Consider the following 22,502-nt stretch of genomic DNA (forward strand, 5'->3'; position numbering starts at 1 on the left):
GCTAGGGCAAGGTCAAAGGGCCGATGGCATCCATCCACATGGGATCGTCAGCTCCTTGACCGCCACCAAAGCTGCCGGGCGTGGCTTGCGCAGTTAAAGGACGCAGGCCGCCATCGTAATCCCAGGTGTTGATCCACAGTTGCGTACCTCTCAGGCTCGAAGGCGATCCCAACGCGGATGCAGGCCACTCGAGCGTGATGGTGTTGGCGCTGCGATCGACCTTTACGGTTGCTGTTTCGGACAGCGCAACGGCCTCACCGCGATCATTCGCCGCGAATAACGCATTGCTCCAGCCGTGGATGCGCAGCAAGCGGTTCCACGTAAAGTCACCGGGCAACTGACCGCGCTGCTCGTACGTCGTGCCGATGGATTTACCGGCCACGCCCGGCACCTGCAGGTAGACCTGCAAGCTGACGTGATCGAAGCCGTTGGCCGGATTCCATGTGGACGACAGCATGCGCATCGTCAGAGTCAGTCGCAAACGCGTGCCTGCGATCTGTACTTGAGCGCCGAGCAAGTCGGCACTTCGCACACTCTGCCAATCGGCACCGGCGGGATAGGTATAGCGATTCAACGGACCGTGATCGTCATCGCGCGGATCGGTCACGTTCAACACCGGCTGCCACGGATTGCTTGCACGCAGACCCAAGGGTGCGGACAGCGCACCGCTGCGTTCATCGCGTGCAACGACCTGATGCGCAATGTCGCTCTCGGTCCAACTGCGCGTATCGAGCGTTGCGGTCCAACCCTCTGCCGTACGTGTAACGGGAATGGCATCCTGCACGCGCCCATCGGCAATCAAATGCGTTGCGGGGCCGGTGCCCTGCAAGCGCCAAACTCCGCTTACAGGCGCGGTCGGCGGTGCCGTCGTGATTGCCGGATTCAACGGAGACTCTGCAGAAACCGACGCCGTGCCGTTGGCCACAAACACCCACGCCGCCTTACCGGGAATGACGGTTCCGCGCACAGGCATCACTTTAGGCGTCTCACCCAAGGGCAGCCATTGCATTCCTTGCGCGCCATCGTCCGTTAACAGACGCGGCGTATCCGCTGTATTCATCAGGACGAGCACAGAGGGCTCCCCTGCCAGCTGCATGCGCCAGCCCAGCAGGCCCGGTCCACTCTGATCACTAACCCACGGCATTATTTGTCCGTGCGTCAATGCACGATGCGATTTGCGAGTCGACGCCAACTGCGCGATGTAACGGTACAAAGGCGCATCCGTGTCGAAGTGATCTCGTCCCGCCGATCCGAAGCCTCCGGCAAACATCGAATCGCGCTGACCCGACATGCTCTGCTCGGTGCCGTAGTAAATCACCGGAATGCCGGGCACTGTAAACATCCCCAGCAGCGCTTGCCGCAGGCTCGCCGTGTTGGACTGCGCCAGAAACCGATCGACATCGTGATTGTCCACGAAGGTCGGCATCAGGGCGGTATCGCCATAGATGGCCGGCTGCGACTGCAGACGATGCAGCAGGGCTGCTGTCGGCGCACCACGGGCAAACACATCGAGCGAGGTGCCGTAGTACGTGAAGTTGATCATGCTCGGCAGCGCCTTCGGACCTAAGTACTGCGCGATGCGATGATCCTGCGTGTTCCGGTACGGTTTGTCGATCGCAAACCCTTCGCCAAAGAGCAGAAAGTCCGGCTTGTTCAGAGCCTTGGCAACGCGTGCAATCCCGGGCGCCTCGGGATCGGCGGCATGCATGAAATCATCAAAGTACGACGGCGGCACATAGAACGCGGTGTCCACGCGGAAGGCATCCACGCCGACCTCGCGCATCCAGTAGCCGTAAGCCTGCCGAAGTGCCTTGCGAATGTGCGGACTCTCCGTGTTGAGATCATCAAGGTCGGCCAACTGTCCGTTCCACAGCTTGGTGGTATCGGTGAAGTCGGTGATGCTCGGCTCCAGGTGATAGCTGGAGGGCGACAGGTTGTCCGCAAACGCCGCCTGCAGCGGTCGGTTTAGACCCGCGCTGTCCGGCGTGCGCACCCATTGGCCCTGCGCATTGCGCTGCGTGTAGTTGCCGGTGTGATTGACCACGATGTCCTGCACCAGTCGCATGTCGCGCGCATGGAGTGCATCGGCGAGGCGCTTGTAGTCGGCCAGCGTGCCGTAATGCGGATCGACCTGCTGAAAGTGGTTGGCCCAATAGCCGTGATAGCCGCCAAAATGTCCCGCCACGTTCCACCACAGATTGCGCACCGGCGGCGTGATCCACACCGCGGTAGCGCCAAGGCCCTGGATGTAGTCCAGCCGCTGCTGCACACCGGCCAAGTCGCCGCCGCTCCATTTACGTCCATCGGCGGGATCGTATTCGTCGGCATGCTGGTTGTTGTTGCGCGGATTGCCATCGGCAAACCGATCGGTCATGACGAAATAAATGATCTGCGAGCGCCAGTCGGTTCGAACCGCTGACTCCGCGGCGGAAACTCTGCCCGCAATCCCACATCCGAATGACAACGCAACTGCACCTAAAAGTACACTGCGCAGTAGAAAAATTCGCTTAAGTCCGTGATCCATATCGGTTTTTGTGGTCATCCCTATTGCATAAAACATGAATACGTTTGCAGGTTCATATGTGCACCTTTACAAGGTTCTAACATTCTCGCCAAGTCAGAAGGGCGGCGTTCAGTTTAGCGGCGACCGGCAATTCTGCTGAAGTGAAACCCGTTTTGCACTGCTCATCTTTTTTGGAGTTCCACATGAAGTTCAAGCGTAACCTCCTGAGCGTGGCGCTGGCATCGGCCGCCATGATGGTCGCTGTCCCCGCGTTCGCACAGGACAGCAGCACCGACACCGCCAAGGACAAGGAAACGGCCAAGACCGCCGATACCACCAACGTGGGTAAGGTCAAGGTCACCGGCATCCGCCGCGCCATCGAAGCCTCGATTGACGCCAAGCAAACCAACACGTCCATCGTCGAAGCGATCTCGGCCGAAGATATCGGCAAGCTGCCCGACGCCTCCATTGCGGACTCCATTGCCCGTCTGCCGGGCCTGACGGCTCAGCGTGAGCGCGGCCGTGCTGCCCAAGTCAACATCCGCGGCTTTAACGGCGACTTCGGCGCTACCACCCTCAATGGCCGTGAACAGGCCAGTACCGGTGACAACCGCGGCGTCGAGTTTGACCAATATCCCTCCGAACTGCTGAGCTCGGTCGTGGTCTACAAGACCCCGAATGCCAGCCTCGTCGGCCAAGGTCTGTCGGGTACCGTTGATCTGCAAACCGTGCGTCCGCTGTCGTTCAAGGAACGCGTCGTCAGCCTCAACGCCCGTTACGATCAGAACAAGATCCGCAGCCAGAAAGAATCCGGCAACCGCATCAGCGCCACCTACATTGATCAGTTCGCCAACAACACCTTCGGTGTGATGGTGGCCCTGTCGCACATGGACAGCCCGCAACCGGGTTACCAGAACGAAGTCTGGGGCTTCACCGGCGGTCCGAACAACACCACCGTGCTGGGCGGCGGCAAGCTGTACAAGTTCGACAACAACCACAAGCGCGACGGCGTTGCTGCCACGCTGCAGTTCAAGCCCAACGACGTGTGGGAAAGCACGCTGGACTGGTTCTACTCCAAGTTCGACAAGACCGAAATCAAGACCGGTATGGAATTCGGCACGATCTGGGGTACGGGCGTTCTGCAACCGGGTTATACCGTCAACAGCGCTGGCACCATCACCAAGGCCAGCTGGACCAATGTCCACCCGGTCATCCGTATGGACAGCAACCCCATCGAAGATGAGCTGAACTCGATCGGCTTCAACAACAAGTTCAAGCTGACGCCGGAATGGACCTTGAACACCGACCTGTCCATGTCCAAGGTCAAGCGCAAGTTCCGCGTGCTGGAAACCTACGTGGGCGTGGGCAGCAATGGCGGCGCCACCACCATGAACATGGAGCTGGATCCGAGCGGCAAGTTCTACAACTATGTGCTGGGTGCGCAGTTCAATAACCCGACGGACCTGGTGCTGACGGATGCCGGCGGCTGGGGCCAGGACGGTTACCTGAAAGACTTCGGCGTGAACGATGACCTCAAGTCGATCCGCATCAATGCCATTCGCACCCTGAACTGGGGTCCGTTCACGGGCATCGATTTCGGTGTCAACCTGACCGACCGCACCAAGGAAAAGACCTCGCTCGAAAGCAAGCTCTGCATCACTGACTGCACGGGCGGCATGTTTGGCGTGACGGCTCCGTTCCCGGGCACGATCCAGGACTTCAACTTCGGCGGTATCGGCCAACTCGGCGTTTACGATGCCAATGAAATTCTGGATTCGGGCGTCTACAACCTTGTCCGCAAGTACGACAAGGACATCGCCGCCAAGAACTGGTCGGTTGACGAGAAGCTGACCACCTTCTACGTCAAGGCCGACATTGACACCGATCTGGGCAGCATGCCGCTGCGCGGCAACGTCGGCGTCCAGCACGTCCGCATCACGCAAGGTTCCGATGCGTACAGCACCTACGACGGCAACCCCGCCGGTTCGCCGATCCGCGAAGAAGTGAAATACAGCGAAACCCTGCCGGCGTTGAATCTGTCGCTGGAATTCATGCCGGAAACCTATGCTCGCTTCGGCGCTGCCCGTCAAATGGCCCGTCCGCGTATGGACCAACTGAAGGCCGGTATGGATGTCAACGCTTGCGTCACCGCCTGCCCGACCTTCACCGATACAAACACCGGTCAGACCATCAGCGGTCCGTACTGGCAAGCCGGTGGCGGCAACACCGCCCTCAAGCCGTGGATGGCCAACGCCTACGATCTGTCGGTTGAAAAGTACTTCAGCACCAAGAACGGCAACCGCGGTTACATTGGCGCCGCATGGTTCTACAAGGATCTGCTGAGCTACATCTATAACCGCGACGTCGCATTTGACTTTGCCGGACTGCCGCTGCCGACTCTGCCGCAAGGCACGCCGACCCCGACCGGTACCATCGGCAAGATCAATCAGCCGGTCAATGGCGAAGGCGGCACCATCCGCGGTGTCGAACTGACCGCTTCGCTGCCGCTGGATCTGCTGTGGTCGCCGCTGAACGGTTTCGGCCTGGTCGGTACCTACTCGGATACCAGCAGCTCGATTCAACCGAACGGCCCGGGCACCAGCGAACCGCTGTCAGGCCTGTCCAAGTACGTCTCGAATCTGACGGCCTACTATGAACGTGGCGGTTTCTCCATCCGTTGGAGCCGTCGTACCCGTTCGGCTTTCCGCGGCGAAACCCGCGGCTTCGGTGCGGATTACCAAACCATCAGCATCGCACCCGAAGTCGTCCAGGATGCGCAGATCAACTACAGCTTCAACAGCGGTTCGCTGAAGGGCCTGTCCTTGTACCTGCAAGTCAGCAACATCGGTGACGAACCGTTTGCCGCCTACAACGATACCGACTCGGCTAACCGTCCCGAGAAGTACTTCGAATACGGCCGCACCACGCTCGCCGGCTTCAGCTACAAGTTCTAATCGTAGCCAGGCAATACCAAAAGACCCCGGCCATCTGGTCGGGGTCTTTTTTTGTCTGTAGTTCGGAGAAGCGTCAGTTAGCGGCGCTAAAGTACCGCGCGTCGCCGGATTAAATCTCGAGCCAGCTGCGAATCACGCCGACGGCCTCATCGACACCGACTTTGGATTCACCGGAAAACACCTGCACCGACACACTGTCGGCGTACAGCGCGTTGAGCTCCTTGCGCACGGCAAACAGCGTCTGGTTGGCGGCATTGCGCCCCAGCTTGTCGGCCTTGGTCAGCAGCGCATGCGCCGGCAACCCGTTCTCGACGGCGTATCCGAGCATCTGCAGATCGTATTCCTTGAGCGGGTGCCGAATGTCCATGACCACGACCAGCCCCTTAAGCGCCTCCCGCGTATTGAAATAGTCCTGGATGAAGGCCTGCCAATGGGCCTGCAGATCTTTAGGGACCTTGGCGTAGCCGTAGCCGGGCAAGTCGACCAGAAAACGGTCGGTGTGCGGCGGCAAGCCGAAAAACACCAGCTGCTGCGTGCGGCCGGGCGTCTTGGAGACCCGTGCCAACGCATTCTGGCGGCAGATGGCATTCAGGGCGGTGGATTTGCCCGCATTGGAGCGACCGGCGAAGGCCACCTCGTAGCCGACATCCGCAGGGAGCTGGCGCTGATTGTGGGCCGCCAGCAGATACTGGGCGCGTTCGAGGGGATTGGACATGGTCCATAGCATCGCATATCCCCGCGATTTGGCGAAATTCCGCCTACTGCCGCCGCCCGAATTCGGCTTTGCGGCTGAATTTTGATCATCACTCGTTGACCGGTCGCCGCGTTCCGCCGATAATTCATCAGTTAGGGTCCGCTCAGCATCGGCGCGGCCTTCCTTTTCCGTTTTTAGTTATTGGAATTCAAACTGATGAGTCCCATTCGTATTCTCGGCCTGAGTGGTATCGGCGCTCTAGCCATTGCCGCGGCTGTTAGCTTTGCGCAGAACAACCCGGAGGGCACCGCCGCCGCCAAGCCGGCAGCAGCCGCCACGACCACCGCTGCCGCCGAAACGGCCACCTGGGGCGATCCGGCTGCCGGTGCCACCAAGGCCGCTGCTTGCGCCGCCTGTCACGGTCTCGATGGCAACCCGACCGATCCGCAATACCCGCGCCTGGCCGGTATGCCGGAGCGTTATGTCGCGCATCAGATTGAACTCTTTAAAAAGGGTCTCCGTACCGATGGCCGTGCAGCGGAAATGCTGCAATATGCCAACGCTCTCACTGCTCAAGATGCTCGTGATATCGGCGCGCACTTCGCCAAGCAAAAAGCCGGCGCCCTGGTGGCCGATGCCACGCTGATCTCGACCGGCCCGAACGCCGGCAAGCGTCTGTACGAAGTCGGTCAGGACCTGTACTGGCGTGGTGATGCCAAGCGCGAAATCGCCGGCTGCTTCGGCTGCCACGGTTCCGACGGTCGCGGCAATGCCGGTCCTTCGTTCCCGCATATCGGCGGTCAGAACGCCAACTACGTCAAGCAACGTCTGGCGTACTACCGCGCCGGTGTCACGCAAGATCCGAACAAGCACCTGTACGCCATGATGAACGACATCACCAAGAGCCTGACCGACGAAGAAATCGCCGGCCTCGCCGCTTATGTGTCGGGTCTGCATGATCGCTCGCTCGATACCGATGTCGCGCTGACGCCCGCACAGATCGAAGCCGCCAAGGCTCAGCAAGCCGCGCTCGATAAGCAAGCCCCGGCTGCTGCGCCCGCAGCGACTGCGGCCGCCGCTCCGGCAGCAGAGGCGGCTACCAAGTAAGCCCCTGATCGGGCTTCTTGCACCGTTCATCGCGCCGATTGCACAATGTGGCGATCGGCGCTTTTTATTGCGCGACCTTTAACTGATCGCTAGACAGCAATCCCAGGAGTTTTGGTTTTGAAGCAGTTCCCAATCCAACGCGTGATCACGGCACTCGCCCTGACCCTACTGACCTTGAGCGTGGCGCTACCGGCGGCTGCGCAAACCCAATCACAGTCGCGGCTCGGCACTCCCGCCGATGGCCTGGAAGTCGGCAAAAACTACATCGTGATTGAGGGCGGCGCACCGTTCCAGGCCGTCAAGGGCAAGATCGAGGTGACCGAGGCCTTCTCGTACCTGTGTTCGCACTGCGCTGCGTTTGAGCCGGCCATGACGGCCTTCGCTGCCAATCTACCTTCGGACGTGGTGGTTCGTTACATACCGGCGCCGTTCCGGACCGAGTGGCAGCCGTATGCGCGTGCGTACGAGGTCGCCCGTTCGCTGGGTGTTGATAAGCGCACTCACACGGCCGTCTTTAAGGCGGTCCACCAGGATCGGATTCTGCCCAATGACAATGCACAGCCCGAGGAACTCGCCGCCTTTTACGCCCGTTACGGTGTGGCGCCGGCTAAGTTTCTGGCCGCCTGGAACAGCCCGCAGGTCGAGCGCGCGCTGGAGGCCGACGAACAATGGCTGACTCGCCAAGAGACGGACGGCACGCCGATGCTCTACGTCAACGGCCGTTACATGCCGCTGGGCCGCACCACCGGTGAGATGCTGCGCAACACGGCAGCACTCATCCGCGCCGTTCGTAACGGGACGCTTAAGTAATAATTGCTAGAATCGGGCGATTGCCTTCTTTATTAATCAGATTTTCGGAGTTTGAATGAACATTCGCGCTGTAGTTCTTGCCGGCCTGGTCGGCCTGCTGTCCGCCTGCAATAACGACAAGACCGAGGCGCCCGTCGCGCCCACGACCACCGCTGACACTGCAGCCACTACTACGGCACCTGCGGCACCTGTCGCCGAAGAGGCCGAAGTTCCGAACAACAACCCGATCGTCGCACCGGTCGGCCCGGCCCCGATTGCAGGCACCGACTATCAGGTCATCAGCAACGGAGCGCCGTTCGAACCGGTCGACGGCAAGATCGAAGTCGCCGAAGCCTTCGGTTACATTTGCCCGGCCTGTGCGCGCTTCCAACCGCTGGTCAATAGCTGGAAGGCCAAGCTGCCTGCCGACGTCAACTTTACCTACGTGCCGGCTGTGTTCGGCCCGGAGTGGGAACCCTATGCCAAGGCTTACTTTGCCGCTCAGGCTCTGGGTGTGGAAAAGCGCTCGCATGACGACGTGATCGAGGGCATCCACGTCACCGGCACGCTGCCGTCTGAGGGCCAAGGCCCGAACGAGCAGAAGGTGGCCGCGTTCTACGAGCAATACGGTGTCAAGTCGGCTGACTTCCTGGCTGCCATGAACAGCTTTGCAACCTCGGGCAAGATCAACAAGGCCAAGCAGTTCTTCATTGCTTCGGGCGTCAATGGCACGCCGACGATTGTCGTCAACGGCAAGTACCGCGTCGAAGGCAAGACCTTCGAGGACAACCTGCGCATTGCCGATCACCTGATCGCCATGGAACGCGCCGCCAAGTGATCCTTGGCGTCCCGCAGCAGCCCGGATTCCAATGACGGACAGCCAGCACCTTAAGGTCCTTAGCGCCAATATCCAGGCGGGCTCCAGCACGCGCGGCTATCACGACTATGTCGCGCGCAGCTGGTCGCATGTGTTGCCCTTAGGTTCCAAGCAAACCCGTCTCGATGAAATCGCGGGCCTGCTGCAGGATTACGACATCGTCGGACTCAACGAGTCCGATCCGGGCTCGCTGCGGTCCGGCTTTCGCAATCAGACGCACTACCTGGCCGAGCGCGGCGGCTTTGAGCATTGGTCGCATCAGCCCAACCGCAGTGTGGGCGGTGTGGCCTCCAGTGCCAACGGCCTGCTCAGCCGCCATGCCCCGCAGGAAATCCGTATCCATCCTCTGCCCGGCCGAATTGCCGGTCGTGGCTTGCTAATCGCCAAGTTCGGCACCGGTGCCGAAGCGCTGACCGTGGCCGTGTGCCATCTGTCGCTTGGGGCGCAATCGCGGGCCTCGCAACTGGCGTTTATTGCCGAGCATCTGGGCGATGCCGAGCACGCTGTGCTGATGGGAGACTTTAATTGCGTCATTGATCGGCCGGAAATGAGCCAGCTGTTCAATCGCACCAATCTGGCACCGCCGAGTGAGTCGGTTCTCACCTTCCCCAGCTGGAAGCCGCAACGCGGTATTGATCACATCCTGATCAGTGACACGCTGCGAGCCAATAACCTGCGCGCGATGCCGGCCGCGTATTCGGATCATCTGGCGATTGCGCTGGATCTCGAAGTGCCGGGCAAGGCCCTGCGTAAGCCTTAACTTCGCAGCGCGGGTGACGGCCGATTCAGTCGTCGGCCGCTATAGTGTTGGCATGAACATGCGAACCGCCCCACTCTATCTGGCCATTGGCCTAAGTCTGGCCAGCGCCTCGGCCTGTGCTCAATCAAACGCTTCAAATACCGTCTTCGGGCCACAGGCTCCGCAACTGCCGCAACCCAATGTCGGTGCCGTGCGCGATGCGCAGCTGGCCCAGGTCGCCGCAGCCTTGAATGGTCTGGAAAGCGGCTCGCTCAGCGCCGTCCCTGCAGAGCTGAGCCACCATGCCCTAGCCGGCTGGATGGAATATGCCGCGCTGACCCGTTCGTGGTCGGCGGTGACTTCGGCACAAGCTACGGCCTTCCTGCAGCGCTATAAAGGCCAACCCGTCGCTGATCGGTTCCGCGAGGGCTGGTTGGCCGAGACCGGTAAACGGGCTGACTGGGCGGCCTTCAACGCAGCGTGGGACGAACGCATTACCACCGAGACTCTGCGCTGCTATCGCTTGACCGCAACGTTGCCGGGCTCGGGCTCGGTGCCTGCAGCCTGGTCGCAACAGGCCCTGTCGAGCTGGCTCAAGGGCACCACGCCACCGCAAGTCTGCACGGCCCCCTTACAGACGCTGGCGACCACCGGCGTCCTGACCGATTCGATGCGCTGGGAGCGCATCCGTCTGGCCGCGCTCGAGGGCAATGCCGGCGTGATCCGCGACACCGCCCGCGGACTGCCCGCCGGCGATGCGTCGCTGGCACTGCAATATGCCGACTTCCTGAGCGCTCCGGCGGCCGCCAAGACCAACGGCTGGCCACGTACGCCGCTGAGTGCCACGGTGGCCTCGGTCGGCTTGGCGCGCCTAGCCAAGAACAACCCGACAGTGGCGGACTCGCAGTTGCCGGCCGTCGCTTCGGCCTTGGGTATGGACGATCTGCAGCGTGGCCGCGTGCTGTATCAGGCGGCGCTGTGGGCCGCTGCCGAGAACCAGCCCGATGCAGCCCGTCGCTTTGCGGCCGTGCCCGCGCAGGCCTACGATGAGCGCCTGCACGAAGCACGCCAGCGCGAGGCGATGCAACGCCGCGACTGGCGCGGAGTGCTGCACGCCATCGAGCAGATGGGTGCCGCGCAGCGCTCCGATTCGCGCTGGACCTATTTCGAAGGCCGCATGAAGGAGCTGCTCGGCGACAGCGCCGGCGCCCGTGCCGCCTACGCCCGTGCGGCCACCAAGGCCGAGTTCCACGGCTACCTGGCCGCCGACAAGCTCAATCAGCCCTACAACCTGTGCCCGACCACCACCGTGGCGGATGCGACGGCCCGCACGCGCATCGGCAGCCTGCCGGGACTGCAGCGGGCCATGATGCTGTACGGCATTCGTCGCCAGAGCTGGGCGCAGGTCGAATGGTCCGACGCGACGCGCAACCTGGCGGATACCGACCGCATCCATGCGATCGAGATGGCACAGACCAACGGCTGGTTCGATCGCGCCGTATTTGATCTCAACCGCACTCCGAAAGAACAATCGCAGTACTGGCTGCGCTTCCCGCTGCATCACGAAGCGACCATCGTCAATGCAGCCCGCGCCCGCAACATTGATCCCGAGTGGGTAGCCGCGGAAATTCGCGCCGAGAGCGTGTTCAATCCGCAGGCCCGCTCGGGCGCCAATGCCATCGGCCTGATGCAGGTCATCCCGGCAACCGGTGCGACGGTGGCACGCAGCATTGGCGAACCGTGGAATGGCGAGGCGACGTTGCTTGATCCGGATGCCAACATTCGCATCGGCACCGCGTACCTGCGCCAGCTCAAGGACCGCTACGGCGAGCGACCGTATTACGCCATCGCGGGCTACAACGCCGGTCCCGGTAATCTCAATCGCTGGAAGGCACAACGCCCCGGCTGGGATCCCGATTTGTGGATCGAAACCATCTCGTTCAAGGAGACCCGCGAATATGTCGCGCGCATCCTGTCCTTTGCGACGCTGTACGATTGGCGTTTTAACGGCACGGCGATTCCGGTGACTGCTCGCATGAACGGCGATCTCAACGCAACCCGTAAAGCGTTTACCTGCCCGACCTCCTCCATCCCCGCAAAGTAATGAGTTCTGATCGCGTGCTGCCACCCGATGCCAAGGCCTATCTGGTCGGCGGTGCGGTGCGCGATGCGTTGCTCGGCTTGCCGGTACACGATCGCGATTACGTTGTAACCGGCACGACGCCCGAGGCCATGCTGGCCCACGGCTTTCGCGCAGTGGGTGCGGATTTCCCGGTGTTCTTGCATCCGCGCAGCGGCGAGGAATATGCCCTGGCACGGACCGAGCGCAAGCAAGGCCGCGGCTATACCGGCTTTATTGCCTATGCCGCACCTGAGATCACCCTGCCCGAGGATCTCGAACGTCGTGACTTCACCATCAATGCGATCGCGCAGGATGTGGAAACCGACGAGCTGACCGATCCGTTCGGCGGCGCGCGCGATATCGAACAGCGCGTGTTGCGTCATGTGAGCCCGGCCTTTGCCGAGGATCCCTTGCGCGTCCTAAGGGCGGCGCGGTTTATGGCACGTTTTGCACCGCTGGGTTTTAGCGTCGCGCCGGAGACCTTGGCGTTGATGCGCGACATGGTGGCCGACGGCGAACTGGAACATCTGGTGCCCGAGCGCGTCTTCAACGAGTTGCGTCGTGCATTGGGCTCGCGCTCGCCGGCTGATTTTTTACGGGCCTTGCGCGCCTGCAACGCGCTGCAGGTACTACTGCCTGAGGTCGATGCCTTATATGGCGTGCCGCAACGTGCGGACTATCATCCCGAAGTGGATACCGGCATCCACACCGAGATGGTGCTGACGCAAAGCGCGCGCATCGCTCCCGGCGATGAGCTGGTCGGATTCTGCGGTCTCACCCATGATCTGGGCAAAGCGCTCACACCGTCTCACATCCTGCCGGGCCATCGCGGCCATGAGCAGGCGGGTCTGGAACCTTTGCAGGTTCTGTGTGCGCGTCTAAAGGTGCCGGCGGAATTTGCGCAGATGGCGGCGATTGTGTGCGCGGACCATCTCAACATGCATCGCCTGGGCGAGATGAAGGCAAGCACCATTCTCAAACTGCTGCAGCGCATGGATGCATTCCGCAAGCCCGAACGCGTTTCGCTGTTTGCACAATCGTGCGAGGCCGATGCGCGCGGACGCCTAGGCCTGGAAGACTGCGATTATCCGCAAGGCCATTGGCTGCGCGAAGTGTTTGCCGCCGCGGCAGCGATCCGTGCGGCCGATGTGGATCCGCAACTGCGCGGCCCTGCAATTGGCACGGCCATTGAACAGGCGCGGATTCAGGCGATTCGCGACCGCATGGCTTCGATGCGCGAGAGCAGCGAACCCAGCGCCGTACGCTGAGCAATCAGCGCACCCGCCACCACGCCAACCGAATCCACCGCAAAGTCGGCCAGTTCGGCGCTACGTGTCGCGGTCAGCAGTCCTTGGGCGATTTCGACGATGCCACCGACGCCAATCAGGATCAGCGCCACGATGAGGATCGTGCGGCCACGAAACAGATTGGCGGCATACAGCGCCACAACGGCATAGCCGAGCAGATGCACGACTTTGTCCATGCCGAAGGCCATCGGCACCGGAACATCGGCGGCGGGCATCATCGAGCCCACGACAATCGCGACGAGGATCAGAATCCAGCCCGCGAACCACAAGCGCGGATAGCGCAGATCGGAACGGAAACTCACAGACGGTAGCTCAAATCGCCGACTAGGAATGCAGCGCCGAAACTGACATCCTTTTCAAAGCCCATGACCTGAAAACGCTCGCCCATTTCCGAAGGCAGCGTCAGGCGCTTGACCTCGTTGCGGCGACGCATCTGCAGCGCCGGGTCATCAATGCGTTCGATGCGCTCCAAGGCACCTTGCAGTCCGTTGCCCAGCAGGAAGCTCGCTTGCGAGCAGTACCCCGCCATATCAAAACCTGCTTCGACGCCGGCTTCTGCCAATGCAGTGAAATCAACTGATGCCGTCAGATCCTGCAGTCCGGGCCATTTCAGCAAGTCATTGTGCGTGCGATGGCGATAGAAGGCGCGCACCGTGCCCTGATCGCGATCATGCTGGTAATACTCGGCACGCGAATAGCCGTAATCCACGAACAGCATCGCACCTTGCTTCATGCCGCCGCTAATGGCCTGAATCCAGTACGGCAGTTGCGGCAGCAGCTCCGAGCGGAAACCTTGCGGCATCGGTTCGTGCAAGGTGGACTGCACGTGATTGACGGCACGTGCCAGAAATTCATCGGCACCGCGGAATTCGTGCTGCATCGTGGCAGCAGCGTCGGAGTCGGCGACGACGTAGCCTTCGAGCACTTCGCGTTCGTCACCGATCTCAAAGCGCGATACCGGCAAGGCATCAATCACCTCGTTGGCAAACAGGACGCCGCGCCAATCGTAGGGAACCGGACCGTCGAGCCATTCGACCAGATCGAACAGATACGAAGGCAGGGCCTCGAACAGCAGCGCACGCTGGCGCGCTTTCAGTTGCGCCGACGGCTCCAGGATGAAATAGCGGTCAGGCAGCGCATCGAGTTCCAGCAGTCGCATCAATGCGACCTTGGCGAAGGCACCCGTACCGCCACCGACTTCGAGGAACTTGGCATCGGTGCCGAGTTGCTGCAGCACCGGCGCAACGGCTTCGGCGACGCACGCGGCAAACACGGGTCCCAGTTCGGGCGCAGTGACGAAATCGCCTTCGTCACCGAACTTGCTGGCACCTGCAGAGTAATAGCCAAGGCCGGGCGCATACATCGCCAGTTCCATAAAACGCGAGAACGGAATGCCTTGCTGGGCACGCGCCTCGTCTGTAATGGCGCTGCGCAGACGTTCGCTGTGTTCGAGTGCCTCGGGCGAAGGCTGTGGCAAGGACTCACTCATGCCTTGGACTCCGAGCGACAGGCACTGACTTCGATGCCAACGGCACGACAGTTTTCATAGATATCCAGTTTGCTGCTGCGAACCGTGCAGGCGGTGACCGCGGGCTGGTCCATGCAGACGCCGACAATCGCTTCGACTAGGGTTTCCTGCAGATTGAAATGCCGCGATGCGACCAGTCCGTCTATTTCCTGCCGAATAAAGTCGTAATCCACCACGGTACTGATGTCATCGTTCTGCGCCGACCAGTGGTTGCCCAACTCCAGACGCACATCAAGAGCCAGACGTTGCGGAGCTTCGAGCTCGCGCGGATAGATGCCGATATTGGCCATCACGATGTACTGATCCAGCACGATGGCCGCGCCGGTGAGTTGCCAAGCAGTAGAGTTGCTCATGGTTTGGGTTCTATCTCAAACATAATGTCCCGCTTGAGCGGGAACAGATGCTGGCCGCCATCGACAACCAGCGTGGTGCCGGTAACGGCTTCGGCTTGTAACAGGTAGGCCACGGCCTGAGCAATGTCCAACGGGGTGCTTGAGCGGCCCAATGGCGTCACGCGATGGGCCTGATCGAAATTGGCATCGGTCTGATCACCGCTGTGCAAGGTAATGCCGGGCGCCACCGCGCACACGCGCGTATGCGGACCCATTTCCAGTGCGAGCATGCGGGTCACGCCTTCGAGCGCAATTTTGCTAATGGTGTACGAGAAATAATCGGGGTTGAGGTTGTACACCTTCTGATCGATCACATTGACCACGCAGCGACGACGTGCGGCCGGCGTCTGCGCATGCAGAAGCGAGGCCAGCTGCACGGGTGCGCGCAGATTGATGTCCTGGTGTTGCTGCCAGAGTGCCCAGTCGGGCTGATCGCCGCGATCGAATTCGAACAGCGCCGCGCTGTTCACGACCGCCTGGATCGAACCCATGGCCTGCACGCACTGCGCAAAAAAAGCGGCGGTGGCCTGCAGATCGGATAAATCACAACCTAGAGCCTGCGCGCGCACACCCAACCCGCGTGCAGCTTGCGCCACTTGCTCGGCCTCGGCGGCAGAGCGATGGAAATGCACGATGACATCCCAACCGTTGGCCGCTAAATGTTCAACCACGGCACGACCGATGCGGCGACCGCCACCGGTCACGATCACACAACCCTTGGCGCTCGGTTCGGTGGAGGCGATGCCGGTCATGTCAGGGATCCTGCGTTCTCGGAAGTCAGTTTCGAAAGCGGCGGCAAGCTCGCCATGTCCCAGCGCGGTTGCACGGTAATCTCCGGCCCCTGTCGTTGCCCTGCCAGCAATCGCAGGGCGCCTGCATAGGCAATCATCGCACCGTTATCCGTGCAGAACGCCGGACGCGGAAAATGCACTTGACCGTCGCGCTCGCTCATCAGCTGCTGCAGACGTGCGCGCAAGTTGCGGTTCGCACCGACGCCGCCGGCAACGACCAAAGTATCGCAGTCGGCCGCATCCAAAGCGCGCTCGCATTTCATGGCCAGCGTATCCACCACGGCTTCTTCAAAACCGCGGGCGATATCGCGTTGCGTCTGCGCAGTCTGATCGGATTGCTGCCATGCCATCAGCACCTGCGTCTTGAGGCCGCTGAAACTGAATTGCAGGCCGGGACGATCAGTCATCGGTCTGGTGAACTTAAAACGGCCCGCCGTGCCTTCGAGCGCTAATTGCGCCAGCAAGGGGCCACCCGGATACGGTAAACCCATCAGTTTGGCGGTCTTGTCGAAGGCCTCGCCGGCCGCATCATCCAAGGTGTCGCCGAGCAGTTCGTAGTCGCCGATGCCGCGCACGTGGATTAGCTGCGTATGGCCACCGGAGACCAGTAGCGCCACGAAGGGCGGTTTGAGCCGTTCTTGCGCCTCGGGCTCGAGCAAGGGAGCCAGCAGGTGGCCTTCCATATGGTGGACGCCCACAGCCGGCACGCCCAGGCTCCAGGCCACGCTGCGGGCCACACCCGCGCCCACCAGCAGGGCGCCGACCAGCCCGGGGCCTGCCGTGTAGGCCACTCCATCGAGATCGGTCAGCTCCAGGCCGGATTCGGCCAGGGTGTCGCGGATCAGGGGGACCAGTTTGCGCACATGGTCGCGCGAGGCCAGCTCGGGGACCACCCCGCCATACAGGGCGTGCAAGTCGATCTGGCTGAACAAATGATGGGCCAGCAGCCCGTTTTCGGTGTCGAAAACAGCCACTCCGGTCTCATCACAACTGGTTTCAATGCCTAGCACTCGCATGAGTTAAGTGTAGGGCTTGCACACCGGGATTTAAACCCCGTATAATAGTCGGCTCACTGGCACTAGTGCCTAACCCTATTTCCGAGATCAATCAGTTATGCCAAGCGTAAAAGTCCGCGAAAACGAGCCGTTTGAGTTCGCACTCCGCCGTTTCAAGCGCACTTGCGAAAAGGCCGGCGTCCTCGCCGAAACCCGCAAGCGCGAATTCTACGAAAAGCCCACGCAAGAACGCAAGCGCAAGGCGGCTGCAGCCGTTAAGCGTCAGTCGCGTCGCACCTCGCGCGATGTGACCAAGCGTCAACGCATGTACTAATCGCCTTTCGATCCTGAGTGGCGCGACGCTTTGCGTTGCCGCCTTCGGATCCGCAAAGAGCCGGTCGCGGGTTTCGCAGCCGGCTTTTTGTGTTTCTGTCCTGTACTGACCGGAGACTCCCATGAGCCTTAAGACCCAACTCACCGACGATATGAAGACCGCCATGAAGGCGGGTGAAAAAGCACGTCTGGCCGTAATCCGCCTGATCAATGCCGACATCAAGCGCCGCGAGGTGGATGAGCGCATCGAACTCGATGACGCCCAGGTCCTGGCCGTGCTCGAGAAAATGGTCAAACAGCGTAAAGATTCGATCAGCCAGTTCGAAGCAGCCGGTCGTACCGACCTGGCCGACATCGAAAAGGCCGAAATGGCCGTGATCGAGGCCTATCTGCCCGCCAAAATGTCCGAAGCCGAGATCCAGGTCGCAGTGGATGCTGCCATCGCCGCGACCGGTGCCACTGCACCTGCCGACATGGGCAAGGTCATGGGCGCACTGAAGCCGCAGTTGGCCGGTAAGGCCGACATGGGTCTGGTGTCGCAGCTGATCAAGAAGTCGCTGAGCGCCTGACCTACACTGTAACGATGGGACGCCTTTCCGACGCTTTCATCGATGACCTGCTGAGCCGGACCGACATTGTCGAAATTGTCGGCAACCGGATTCCGCTGAAAAAACAGGGCCGCGATTATGCGGCCCGTTGTCCTTTTCACGATGAGCGCTCGGCTTCCTTTACGGTCTCGCCTACCAAGCAGTTCTATCACTGCTTCGGTTGCGGTGCGCACGGTTCGGCGATCAGCTTTCTGATGCAATACGATCGGCTCGAGTTTCTCGATGCCATCGAAGAACTCGCCCAACGCGCCGGCATGGAGATTCCGCGCGATGACAGTCAGTTCAAGCGCAATCCCGATACCGACGATCTGCATGGCGTCATGCAAGCCTGCGCGACGTTCTATCGGCATCAACTCGAATCCAATGCACAGGCGCAGGCCTATCTGCAGCAACGCGGTCTCGATGAGGCCACCATTGCTCACTTCCAGATCGGTTTTGCGCCCGAAGGCTTTGACGGTGTCCGCAGTGCCATCGGCACCACGCCGCAAAAGCAGCAGTTACTGCAACGCACGGGCATGCTGTCGAACAATGATCGCGGCCATGTCTACGACAAGTTCCGTAAGCGCATCATGTTTCCGATTGCCGATCGGCGCGGACGCACCATTGCGTTCGGCGGACGCGTCATTGATAAAGACGACGCTCCCAAGTATCTGAACTCGCCCGAGACCGAGCTGTTTCATAAAGGCCGCGAACTGTATGGCCTGTGGCAAGTACGCCAGGCCCACAGCAAGATTCCCTACTTGCTAGTCGTCGAAGGCTATATGGACGTCGTTGCGCTATACCAGTTCGGTATCAACACCGCCGTCGCTACACTGGGCACCGCCACTACACCCGACCACGCCGACTTGCTGTTTCGCAATACGGATACGGTGGTGTTTTCGTTTGACGGCGACAATGCCGGCCGCAAAGCCGCATGGAAAGCCGCCGAATCCGTGCTGCCACGCATGAAGGAAGGCCTGCAGGCATTCTTCATGTTTCTACCCGATGGCGAGGATCCCGATAGCCTCGTCCGCAAAGAAGGCAAAGCCGGTTTCGACATGCTCCGCGAACAGGCCACCCCCCTGTCGGATTTCTTTGTTGATCATCTGTCCGAAGGCCTGAACCTGACCACGCTCGAAGGCCGTAGCCGTTTTGCCGCGCTGGCTAAGCCATTGCTGGCGCAGCTGCCCGACGGTACCTTCGCCGATCTGATGAAACAGCGCGTGCGTCAGTTAGCACGCTTTGACGACAGCAATGACAACCCGTCGGGGCAAGGTGCCGGTGTCGCCATCGCACGACGTAGCCGCGCAACGGTTCCTGTCGCCAAAAGGTCTTTGGTTCGCAGCGTGATCTCCCTGTTACTGCAGCAACCCGCGCTCGGTCTCGAACTGCAACCGCCCTATTCGTTTGCGCAACTTCGCCTGCCGGGTATCGCCCTGCTGGTCGATCTGCTCGAACGTATCGAAGCACGCCCGGAAATCAATACCGCATCGCTGCTGGATACGTACGAAGGCACCGAGCACGAGTCCGCTCTGCGCAAGCTGGCAGCCGTCTCCGTACCCGCCGAGACCGAGATGCTGGCGCAGGAATTTAACGATGCGGTGGAGCAACTGGAGCAGCGCGTGCTCGAACAGCGTTTAGGCGAACTGCAGGAACTGCAACGTCGCGATGCGATGTCCACCGACGATGTACGCGAGCTGCTGGAGCTGCTGCAGCAGCGGGCCGCGCGCTGAGCTCGCAAGCGAACGCAAGACGCTAGGAATCCAGCGTCTCAAAGCTGATCTTGCCGTTGGTCTCAAGTAGAGCCACGCGAATACGGTCCACTTCTTCAATATTGTTCTCGCGCATGGCCTCGCGAAAATCGGCCTTGCTGACCAGTTCCTTGCGCAATACATCGGGCAATAAGCGACCGTCGCGCGCCAGAACGACCGTCTTGCCCTCGATCACACGCTCTGCGGTCTTGCTGCGTGAGGTAATGAAGGCTGTCAGCCAGTTCAATGACACCAGAGTTACGCTCAGAATCAGCGCTGCAGTCAGCGAATTGTCGCCGCCATTCATGCCATTCTGTACGGCATTACCAATCAGGATCAGCATGACCAGATCAAACGGCGTGAACTGACCTACGGCACGCTTGCCGGACATGCGGATCAGCACCATGACCCCCACAAAGACCAGCGCAGCGCGCAGCACAAACACCCACCACGGGGCCGACAAGGCGATCAGGTCGTTCACAGTAAAGTCCGTTCGGAAGACTTGTATTACAGTAATCCAATCCCCGTTACGAAATGGATACTGCGCATGCTGGCTCTGACTCTTGCACTCGCTCTAGCCTTAGATCCCACCACGCCTCCGCAAACGCCGCGGCCACCGTTACGGATCGAACAGGGCAACAAAGTCCTCGAAGATGTGGATCCCGCTTCGACCGAGCTGCGCGAGCAACTGCGACGCTATCAGAGCACACGCGGCGCCGGTCTGGCCGGATGGCTGGACAAGGGTTGTCTGCTGATCAGCACGCGCTTTGCCGAGACGGCACAGTTGCATCGCGTCTGCGCACCCAACGGCGCCCGCGAACAACTCACTTTTTACGATGAGCCCATCGGCGCGGCGGTTCCGTTTGTACGCGACGGCAAGCGCTATGTGATCTTCAGCAAGGACATCGGCGGCAATGAGAACGCGCAGCTACATGAGATGAACCTGCAGACGCGCGGCATCCGCATGCTGACCGACGGCAAATCACGCAACGGTTCGCCTACGCTGAGCAAAGATGGCCGCCACCTGGCGTTCTCGAGCAATCGCCGCAACGGTAAAGACACGGATATCTACCTACTGGATCTGACCCGGGAACAAGCCCCGCCGCGCTTGCTGGTTGGCGAGGGTGGCAGCTGGTCCGCGCAGGACATTTCATTTGACGGCAAGATGTTGGCCGTCTCGCGCTATCACTCGATCGAGCACACTGAACCTGCGATCGTGGACCTGAAGACAGGCAAGCTGCAAATGTTACCGATGGAAGGCAAGGCCAGCATGGGTGGCTTCGTTTTCGACCGTAGCAACCGCGGCGCGTACTACATCACCGACGAGCCCCTCAACGGCAAACCGAGCGAGTTCCGCACGCTGCGCCATCACAACGAGATCACCGGCAAAATCACTGCCCTCAGCCAGTCCATTCCGTGGGATGCGCAGGGTCTGAGGCTGTCCGATGACGGCAAGCTGCTGGCCTATCAAACCAACGAAGGGGGCGTGGACCGCCTGCACCTGCTGGACACGATCACCGGTCGTGCCATCAAGGCACCGCAACTGCCAACCGGGCTGATCGGCGACACGGCCTTCTCACCCGATGGCCGCAAGTTGGCGATTGCAATTGGCGGGGCGGCCACGCCCTCCGACGTGTATGTGGCCGATATCCGCAGTGGCATACTGACGCGCTGGACTCACAGCGAAGTCGGCGGTCTGGATACGTCGAGGTTTATTACGCCGACGCTGATCGAATACCCGACGTTCGATACCGTCAATGGCAAGCCGCGCTTGATTCCGGCGTGGTATTACCGTCCGACCTGCGCCGGCGCAAACGCGAAGGTGCCGGTGCTGATCAATATTCACGGCGGCCCCGAATCGCAATCGCGCCCCGGCTTTTCGTCGATTGCGCAATTCCTGGCGGCCGAGCGCTGCGTCGCGATGATTCTGCCGAACGTGCGTGGCTCCAGCGGTTACGGCCGCAACTACTTGGGCCTGGACAACGGTCCGTTGCGCGAGGATTCCGTCAAGGACATTGGCGCCCTGCTCGACTGGATTGCTAAGCAGCCCGAGCTCGACTCCAAGCGTGTTGGCGTCATGGGCGGCAGTTACGGCGGCTACATGGTGCTGGCTTCGCTCGTGCATTACGGCGACCGCATCCGCGCCGCTTACGACGCCGTCGGCATCTCCAACTTCAAGACCTTCCTGGAGAACACTGAGAGCTACCGCCGCGATCAGCGTCGCGCCGAATACGGCGATGAACGCGACCCGGAAATGGCCAAGGTGTTTGAACGTATCTCGCCGCTCAATCACGCCGATCGTATTCAGACACCGCTGTTTGTATCGCAGGGCTCCAACGATCCGCGCGTTCCCTACACCGAAGCCGAACAGATCGTCAAAGCCGTCCGCGCCAATGGCATTCCTGTTTCGTATGCGCTGTACAAGGACGAGGGACACGGCAACCGCAAAAAGGCCAACGTGGATTTCAACACCGAAGCGATGATGACCTTCTTCGATTACTACTTGTTCAATCCGCGATGATCAGCCTGCGCGATGCCACACCACACGATGGCGCCGCTTTGGCCGCCATCTACAATCCGTACGTCGCGGATACTGTCATCACCTTTGAGACCGAACCCGTGCGTGCCGAAGAAATGGCCGCGCGCGTCAGTGAAGCGCAGGAATCCAAGCTGCCCTATCTGGTCGCAATCGATGACACGACCAGCCAAGTTGCGGGTTACGCCTACGCTTCGAAATGGAAAGGCCGCTGCGCGTATCGCCACTCCGTGGAGACCTCGGTTTACCTGGATCGCAACCAGTGCGGCCAAGGCATCGGCACGCTTTTAATGGAGGCGCTGATTGAGCGCTTGCGCGCCGCCGGCATGCACGCGCTGATTGGCGGTATCGCGCTACCCAACGAGGCGAGTGTTGGCCTGCACGAGCGCTTGGGCTTTAAGAAGGTGGCACAGTTTGAACAGGTAGGCCACAAGTTCGATCAGTGGATTGATGTGGGCTACTGGCAACTGATTTTGCCTGAAACCTAATACCCGCAC

The 22,502-nt window shown here is 60.8% G+C and carries 20 protein-coding genes; 12 read left to right on the plus strand and 8 right to left on the minus strand.

Annotation, left to right across the window (positions count from 1 at the left end; translation table 11 throughout):
- Position 1: 1 nt before the first annotated feature.
- The gene (locus V3390_RS01555) at positions 2 to 2,374 is read right to left on the minus strand and encodes an alpha-amylase family glycosyl hydrolase (RefSeq protein WP_331703070.1); all 2,373 of its coding nucleotides are present in this window, start codon (positions 2,372 to 2,374) and stop codon (positions 2 to 4) included.
- Positions 2,375 to 2,706: 332 nt separating this feature from the next.
- Between V3390_RS01555 and V3390_RS01560 the strand changes: the two genes are divergently transcribed.
- On the plus strand, positions 2,707 to 5,457 hold the full coding sequence (locus V3390_RS01560) for a TonB-dependent receptor (protein WP_331703071.1): 2,751 nt from the start codon (positions 2,707 to 2,709) through the stop codon (positions 5,455 to 5,457).
- A gap of 109 nt (positions 5,458 to 5,566) precedes the next feature.
- Here the strand turns inward: V3390_RS01560 and yihA are convergent, their stop codons facing one another.
- Positions 5,567 to 6,172, minus strand: a complete 606-nt coding sequence (yihA, locus tag V3390_RS01565; RefSeq protein WP_331703072.1) for a ribosome biogenesis GTP-binding protein YihA/YsxC — start codon at positions 6,170 to 6,172, stop codon at positions 5,567 to 5,569.
- Positions 6,173 to 6,367: 195 nt separating this feature from the next.
- On the opposite strand from yihA, the gene V3390_RS01570 reads away from it, so the two are divergent.
- The 6 genes from V3390_RS01570 (at position 6,368) to V3390_RS01595 (ending at position 13,053) form a co-directional block, all read left to right on the plus strand.
- A complete protein-coding gene (locus tag V3390_RS01570) occupies positions 6,368 to 7,258 on the plus strand; it encodes a c-type cytochrome (RefSeq protein ID WP_331703074.1) in 891 nt (296 codons plus the stop codon).
- 117 nt (positions 7,259 to 7,375) lie between these two features.
- Positions 7,376 to 8,068 carry a thiol:disulfide interchange protein DsbA/DsbL gene (locus V3390_RS01575; protein WP_331703075.1) on the plus strand — a complete coding sequence of 231 codons (693 nt, stop codon included), beginning with the start codon at positions 7,376 to 7,378 and terminating at the stop codon, positions 8,066 to 8,068.
- Between the two features lie 55 nt (positions 8,069 to 8,123).
- Positions 8,124 to 8,885, plus strand: coding sequence for a thiol:disulfide interchange protein DsbA/DsbL (locus V3390_RS01580; RefSeq protein WP_331703076.1), 762 nt, complete (start codon positions 8,124 to 8,126; stop codon positions 8,883 to 8,885).
- A 31-nt stretch (positions 8,886 to 8,916) separates the two neighbouring features.
- Positions 8,917 to 9,684 carry an endonuclease/exonuclease/phosphatase family protein gene (locus V3390_RS01585; protein ID WP_331703077.1) on the plus strand — a complete coding sequence of 256 codons (768 nt, stop codon included), beginning with the start codon at positions 8,917 to 8,919 and terminating at the stop codon, positions 9,682 to 9,684.
- Between the two features lie 52 nt (positions 9,685 to 9,736).
- Positions 9,737 to 11,767, plus strand: a complete 2,031-nt coding sequence (locus tag V3390_RS01590; protein WP_331703078.1) for a lytic transglycosylase domain-containing protein — start codon at positions 9,737 to 9,739, stop codon at positions 11,765 to 11,767.
- The gene (locus V3390_RS01595; RefSeq protein WP_331703079.1) at positions 11,767 to 13,053 is read left to right on the plus strand and encodes a multifunctional CCA addition/repair protein; all 1,287 of its coding nucleotides are present in this window, start codon (positions 11,767 to 11,769) and stop codon (positions 13,051 to 13,053) included. The genes V3390_RS01590 and V3390_RS01595 overlap by 1 nt, the downstream gene beginning before the upstream one ends.
- Here V3390_RS01595 and V3390_RS01600 read toward each other — a convergent pair.
- The 5 genes from V3390_RS01600 to tsaD are packed head-to-tail and all read right to left on the minus strand — an operon-like array spanning position 12,990 to position 16,819.
- Positions 12,990 to 13,394 carry a VanZ family protein gene (locus tag V3390_RS01600; protein ID WP_331703080.1) on the minus strand — a complete coding sequence of 135 codons (405 nt, stop codon included), beginning with the start codon at positions 13,392 to 13,394 and terminating at the stop codon, positions 12,990 to 12,992. The two genes, V3390_RS01595 and V3390_RS01600, sit on opposite strands and share 64 nt — an antisense overlap.
- Positions 13,391 to 14,581: a class I SAM-dependent methyltransferase gene (locus V3390_RS01605; RefSeq protein WP_331689715.1), complete on the minus strand. Its 1,191-nt coding sequence runs from the start codon at positions 14,579 to 14,581 to the stop codon at positions 13,391 to 13,393. The genes V3390_RS01600 and V3390_RS01605 overlap by 4 nt, the downstream gene beginning before the upstream one ends.
- Positions 14,578 to 14,973, minus strand: coding sequence for a dihydroneopterin aldolase (locus tag V3390_RS01610; protein ID WP_331703081.1), 396 nt, complete (start codon positions 14,971 to 14,973; stop codon positions 14,578 to 14,580). The genes V3390_RS01605 and V3390_RS01610 overlap by 4 nt, the downstream gene beginning before the upstream one ends.
- Positions 14,970 to 15,764 (minus strand): SDR family oxidoreductase, encoded by a 795-nt coding sequence (locus V3390_RS01615; RefSeq protein ID WP_331703082.1) that lies wholly within the window; start codon positions 15,762 to 15,764, stop codon positions 14,970 to 14,972. Before V3390_RS01615 ends, V3390_RS01610 begins: the two co-directional genes overlap by 4 nt.
- Positions 15,761 to 16,819, minus strand: a complete 1,059-nt coding sequence (tsaD, locus tag V3390_RS01620) for a tRNA (adenosine(37)-N6)-threonylcarbamoyltransferase complex transferase subunit TsaD (protein WP_331703083.1) — start codon at positions 16,817 to 16,819, stop codon at positions 15,761 to 15,763. Before tsaD ends, V3390_RS01615 begins: the two co-directional genes overlap by 4 nt.
- Positions 16,820 to 16,916: 97 nt before the next feature.
- On the opposite strand from tsaD, the gene rpsU reads away from it, so the two are divergent.
- The 3 genes from rpsU (at position 16,917) to dnaG (ending at position 19,451) form a co-directional block, all read left to right on the plus strand.
- Positions 16,917 to 17,132, plus strand: a complete 216-nt coding sequence (rpsU, locus tag V3390_RS01625; RefSeq protein ID WP_143925990.1) for a 30S ribosomal protein S21 — start codon at positions 16,917 to 16,919, stop codon at positions 17,130 to 17,132.
- Positions 17,133 to 17,253: 121 nt separating this feature from the next.
- Positions 17,254 to 17,700 carry a GatB/YqeY domain-containing protein gene (locus V3390_RS01630; protein ID WP_331703084.1) on the plus strand — a complete coding sequence of 149 codons (447 nt, stop codon included), beginning with the start codon at positions 17,254 to 17,256 and terminating at the stop codon, positions 17,698 to 17,700.
- Positions 17,701 to 17,714: 14 nt separating this feature from the next.
- Positions 17,715 to 19,451 carry a DNA primase gene (dnaG, locus tag V3390_RS01635; protein WP_331703086.1) on the plus strand — a complete coding sequence of 579 codons (1,737 nt, stop codon included), beginning with the start codon at positions 17,715 to 17,717 and terminating at the stop codon, positions 19,449 to 19,451.
- A gap of 22 nt (positions 19,452 to 19,473) precedes the next feature.
- Here dnaG and V3390_RS01640 read toward each other — a convergent pair whose 3' ends face one another.
- The gene (locus V3390_RS01640) at positions 19,474 to 19,950 is read right to left on the minus strand and encodes a DUF421 domain-containing protein (protein ID WP_331703087.1); all 477 of its coding nucleotides are present in this window, start codon (positions 19,948 to 19,950) and stop codon (positions 19,474 to 19,476) included.
- Between the two features lie 66 nt (positions 19,951 to 20,016).
- Between V3390_RS01640 and V3390_RS01645 the strand changes: the two genes are divergently transcribed.
- Together V3390_RS01645 and V3390_RS01650 are read left to right on the plus strand one after the other, a co-directional pair.
- Entirely contained in the window at positions 20,017 to 21,990 is a 1,974-nt protein-coding gene (locus V3390_RS01645; protein WP_331703088.1) for a S9 family peptidase, read from the plus strand.
- On the plus strand, positions 21,987 to 22,493 hold the full coding sequence (locus V3390_RS01650; protein WP_331703090.1) for an arsinothricin resistance N-acetyltransferase ArsN1 family B: 507 nt from the start codon (positions 21,987 to 21,989) through the stop codon (positions 22,491 to 22,493). Before V3390_RS01645 ends, V3390_RS01650 begins: the two co-directional genes overlap by 4 nt.
- Positions 22,494 to 22,502: the final 9 nt, after the last annotated feature.

The organism is Aquilutibacter rugosus (genome assembly GCF_036541335.1).
In the GTDB taxonomy this organism is placed as follows: domain Bacteria; phylum Pseudomonadota; class Gammaproteobacteria; order Xanthomonadales; family Xanthomonadaceae; genus Aquilutibacter; species Aquilutibacter rugosus.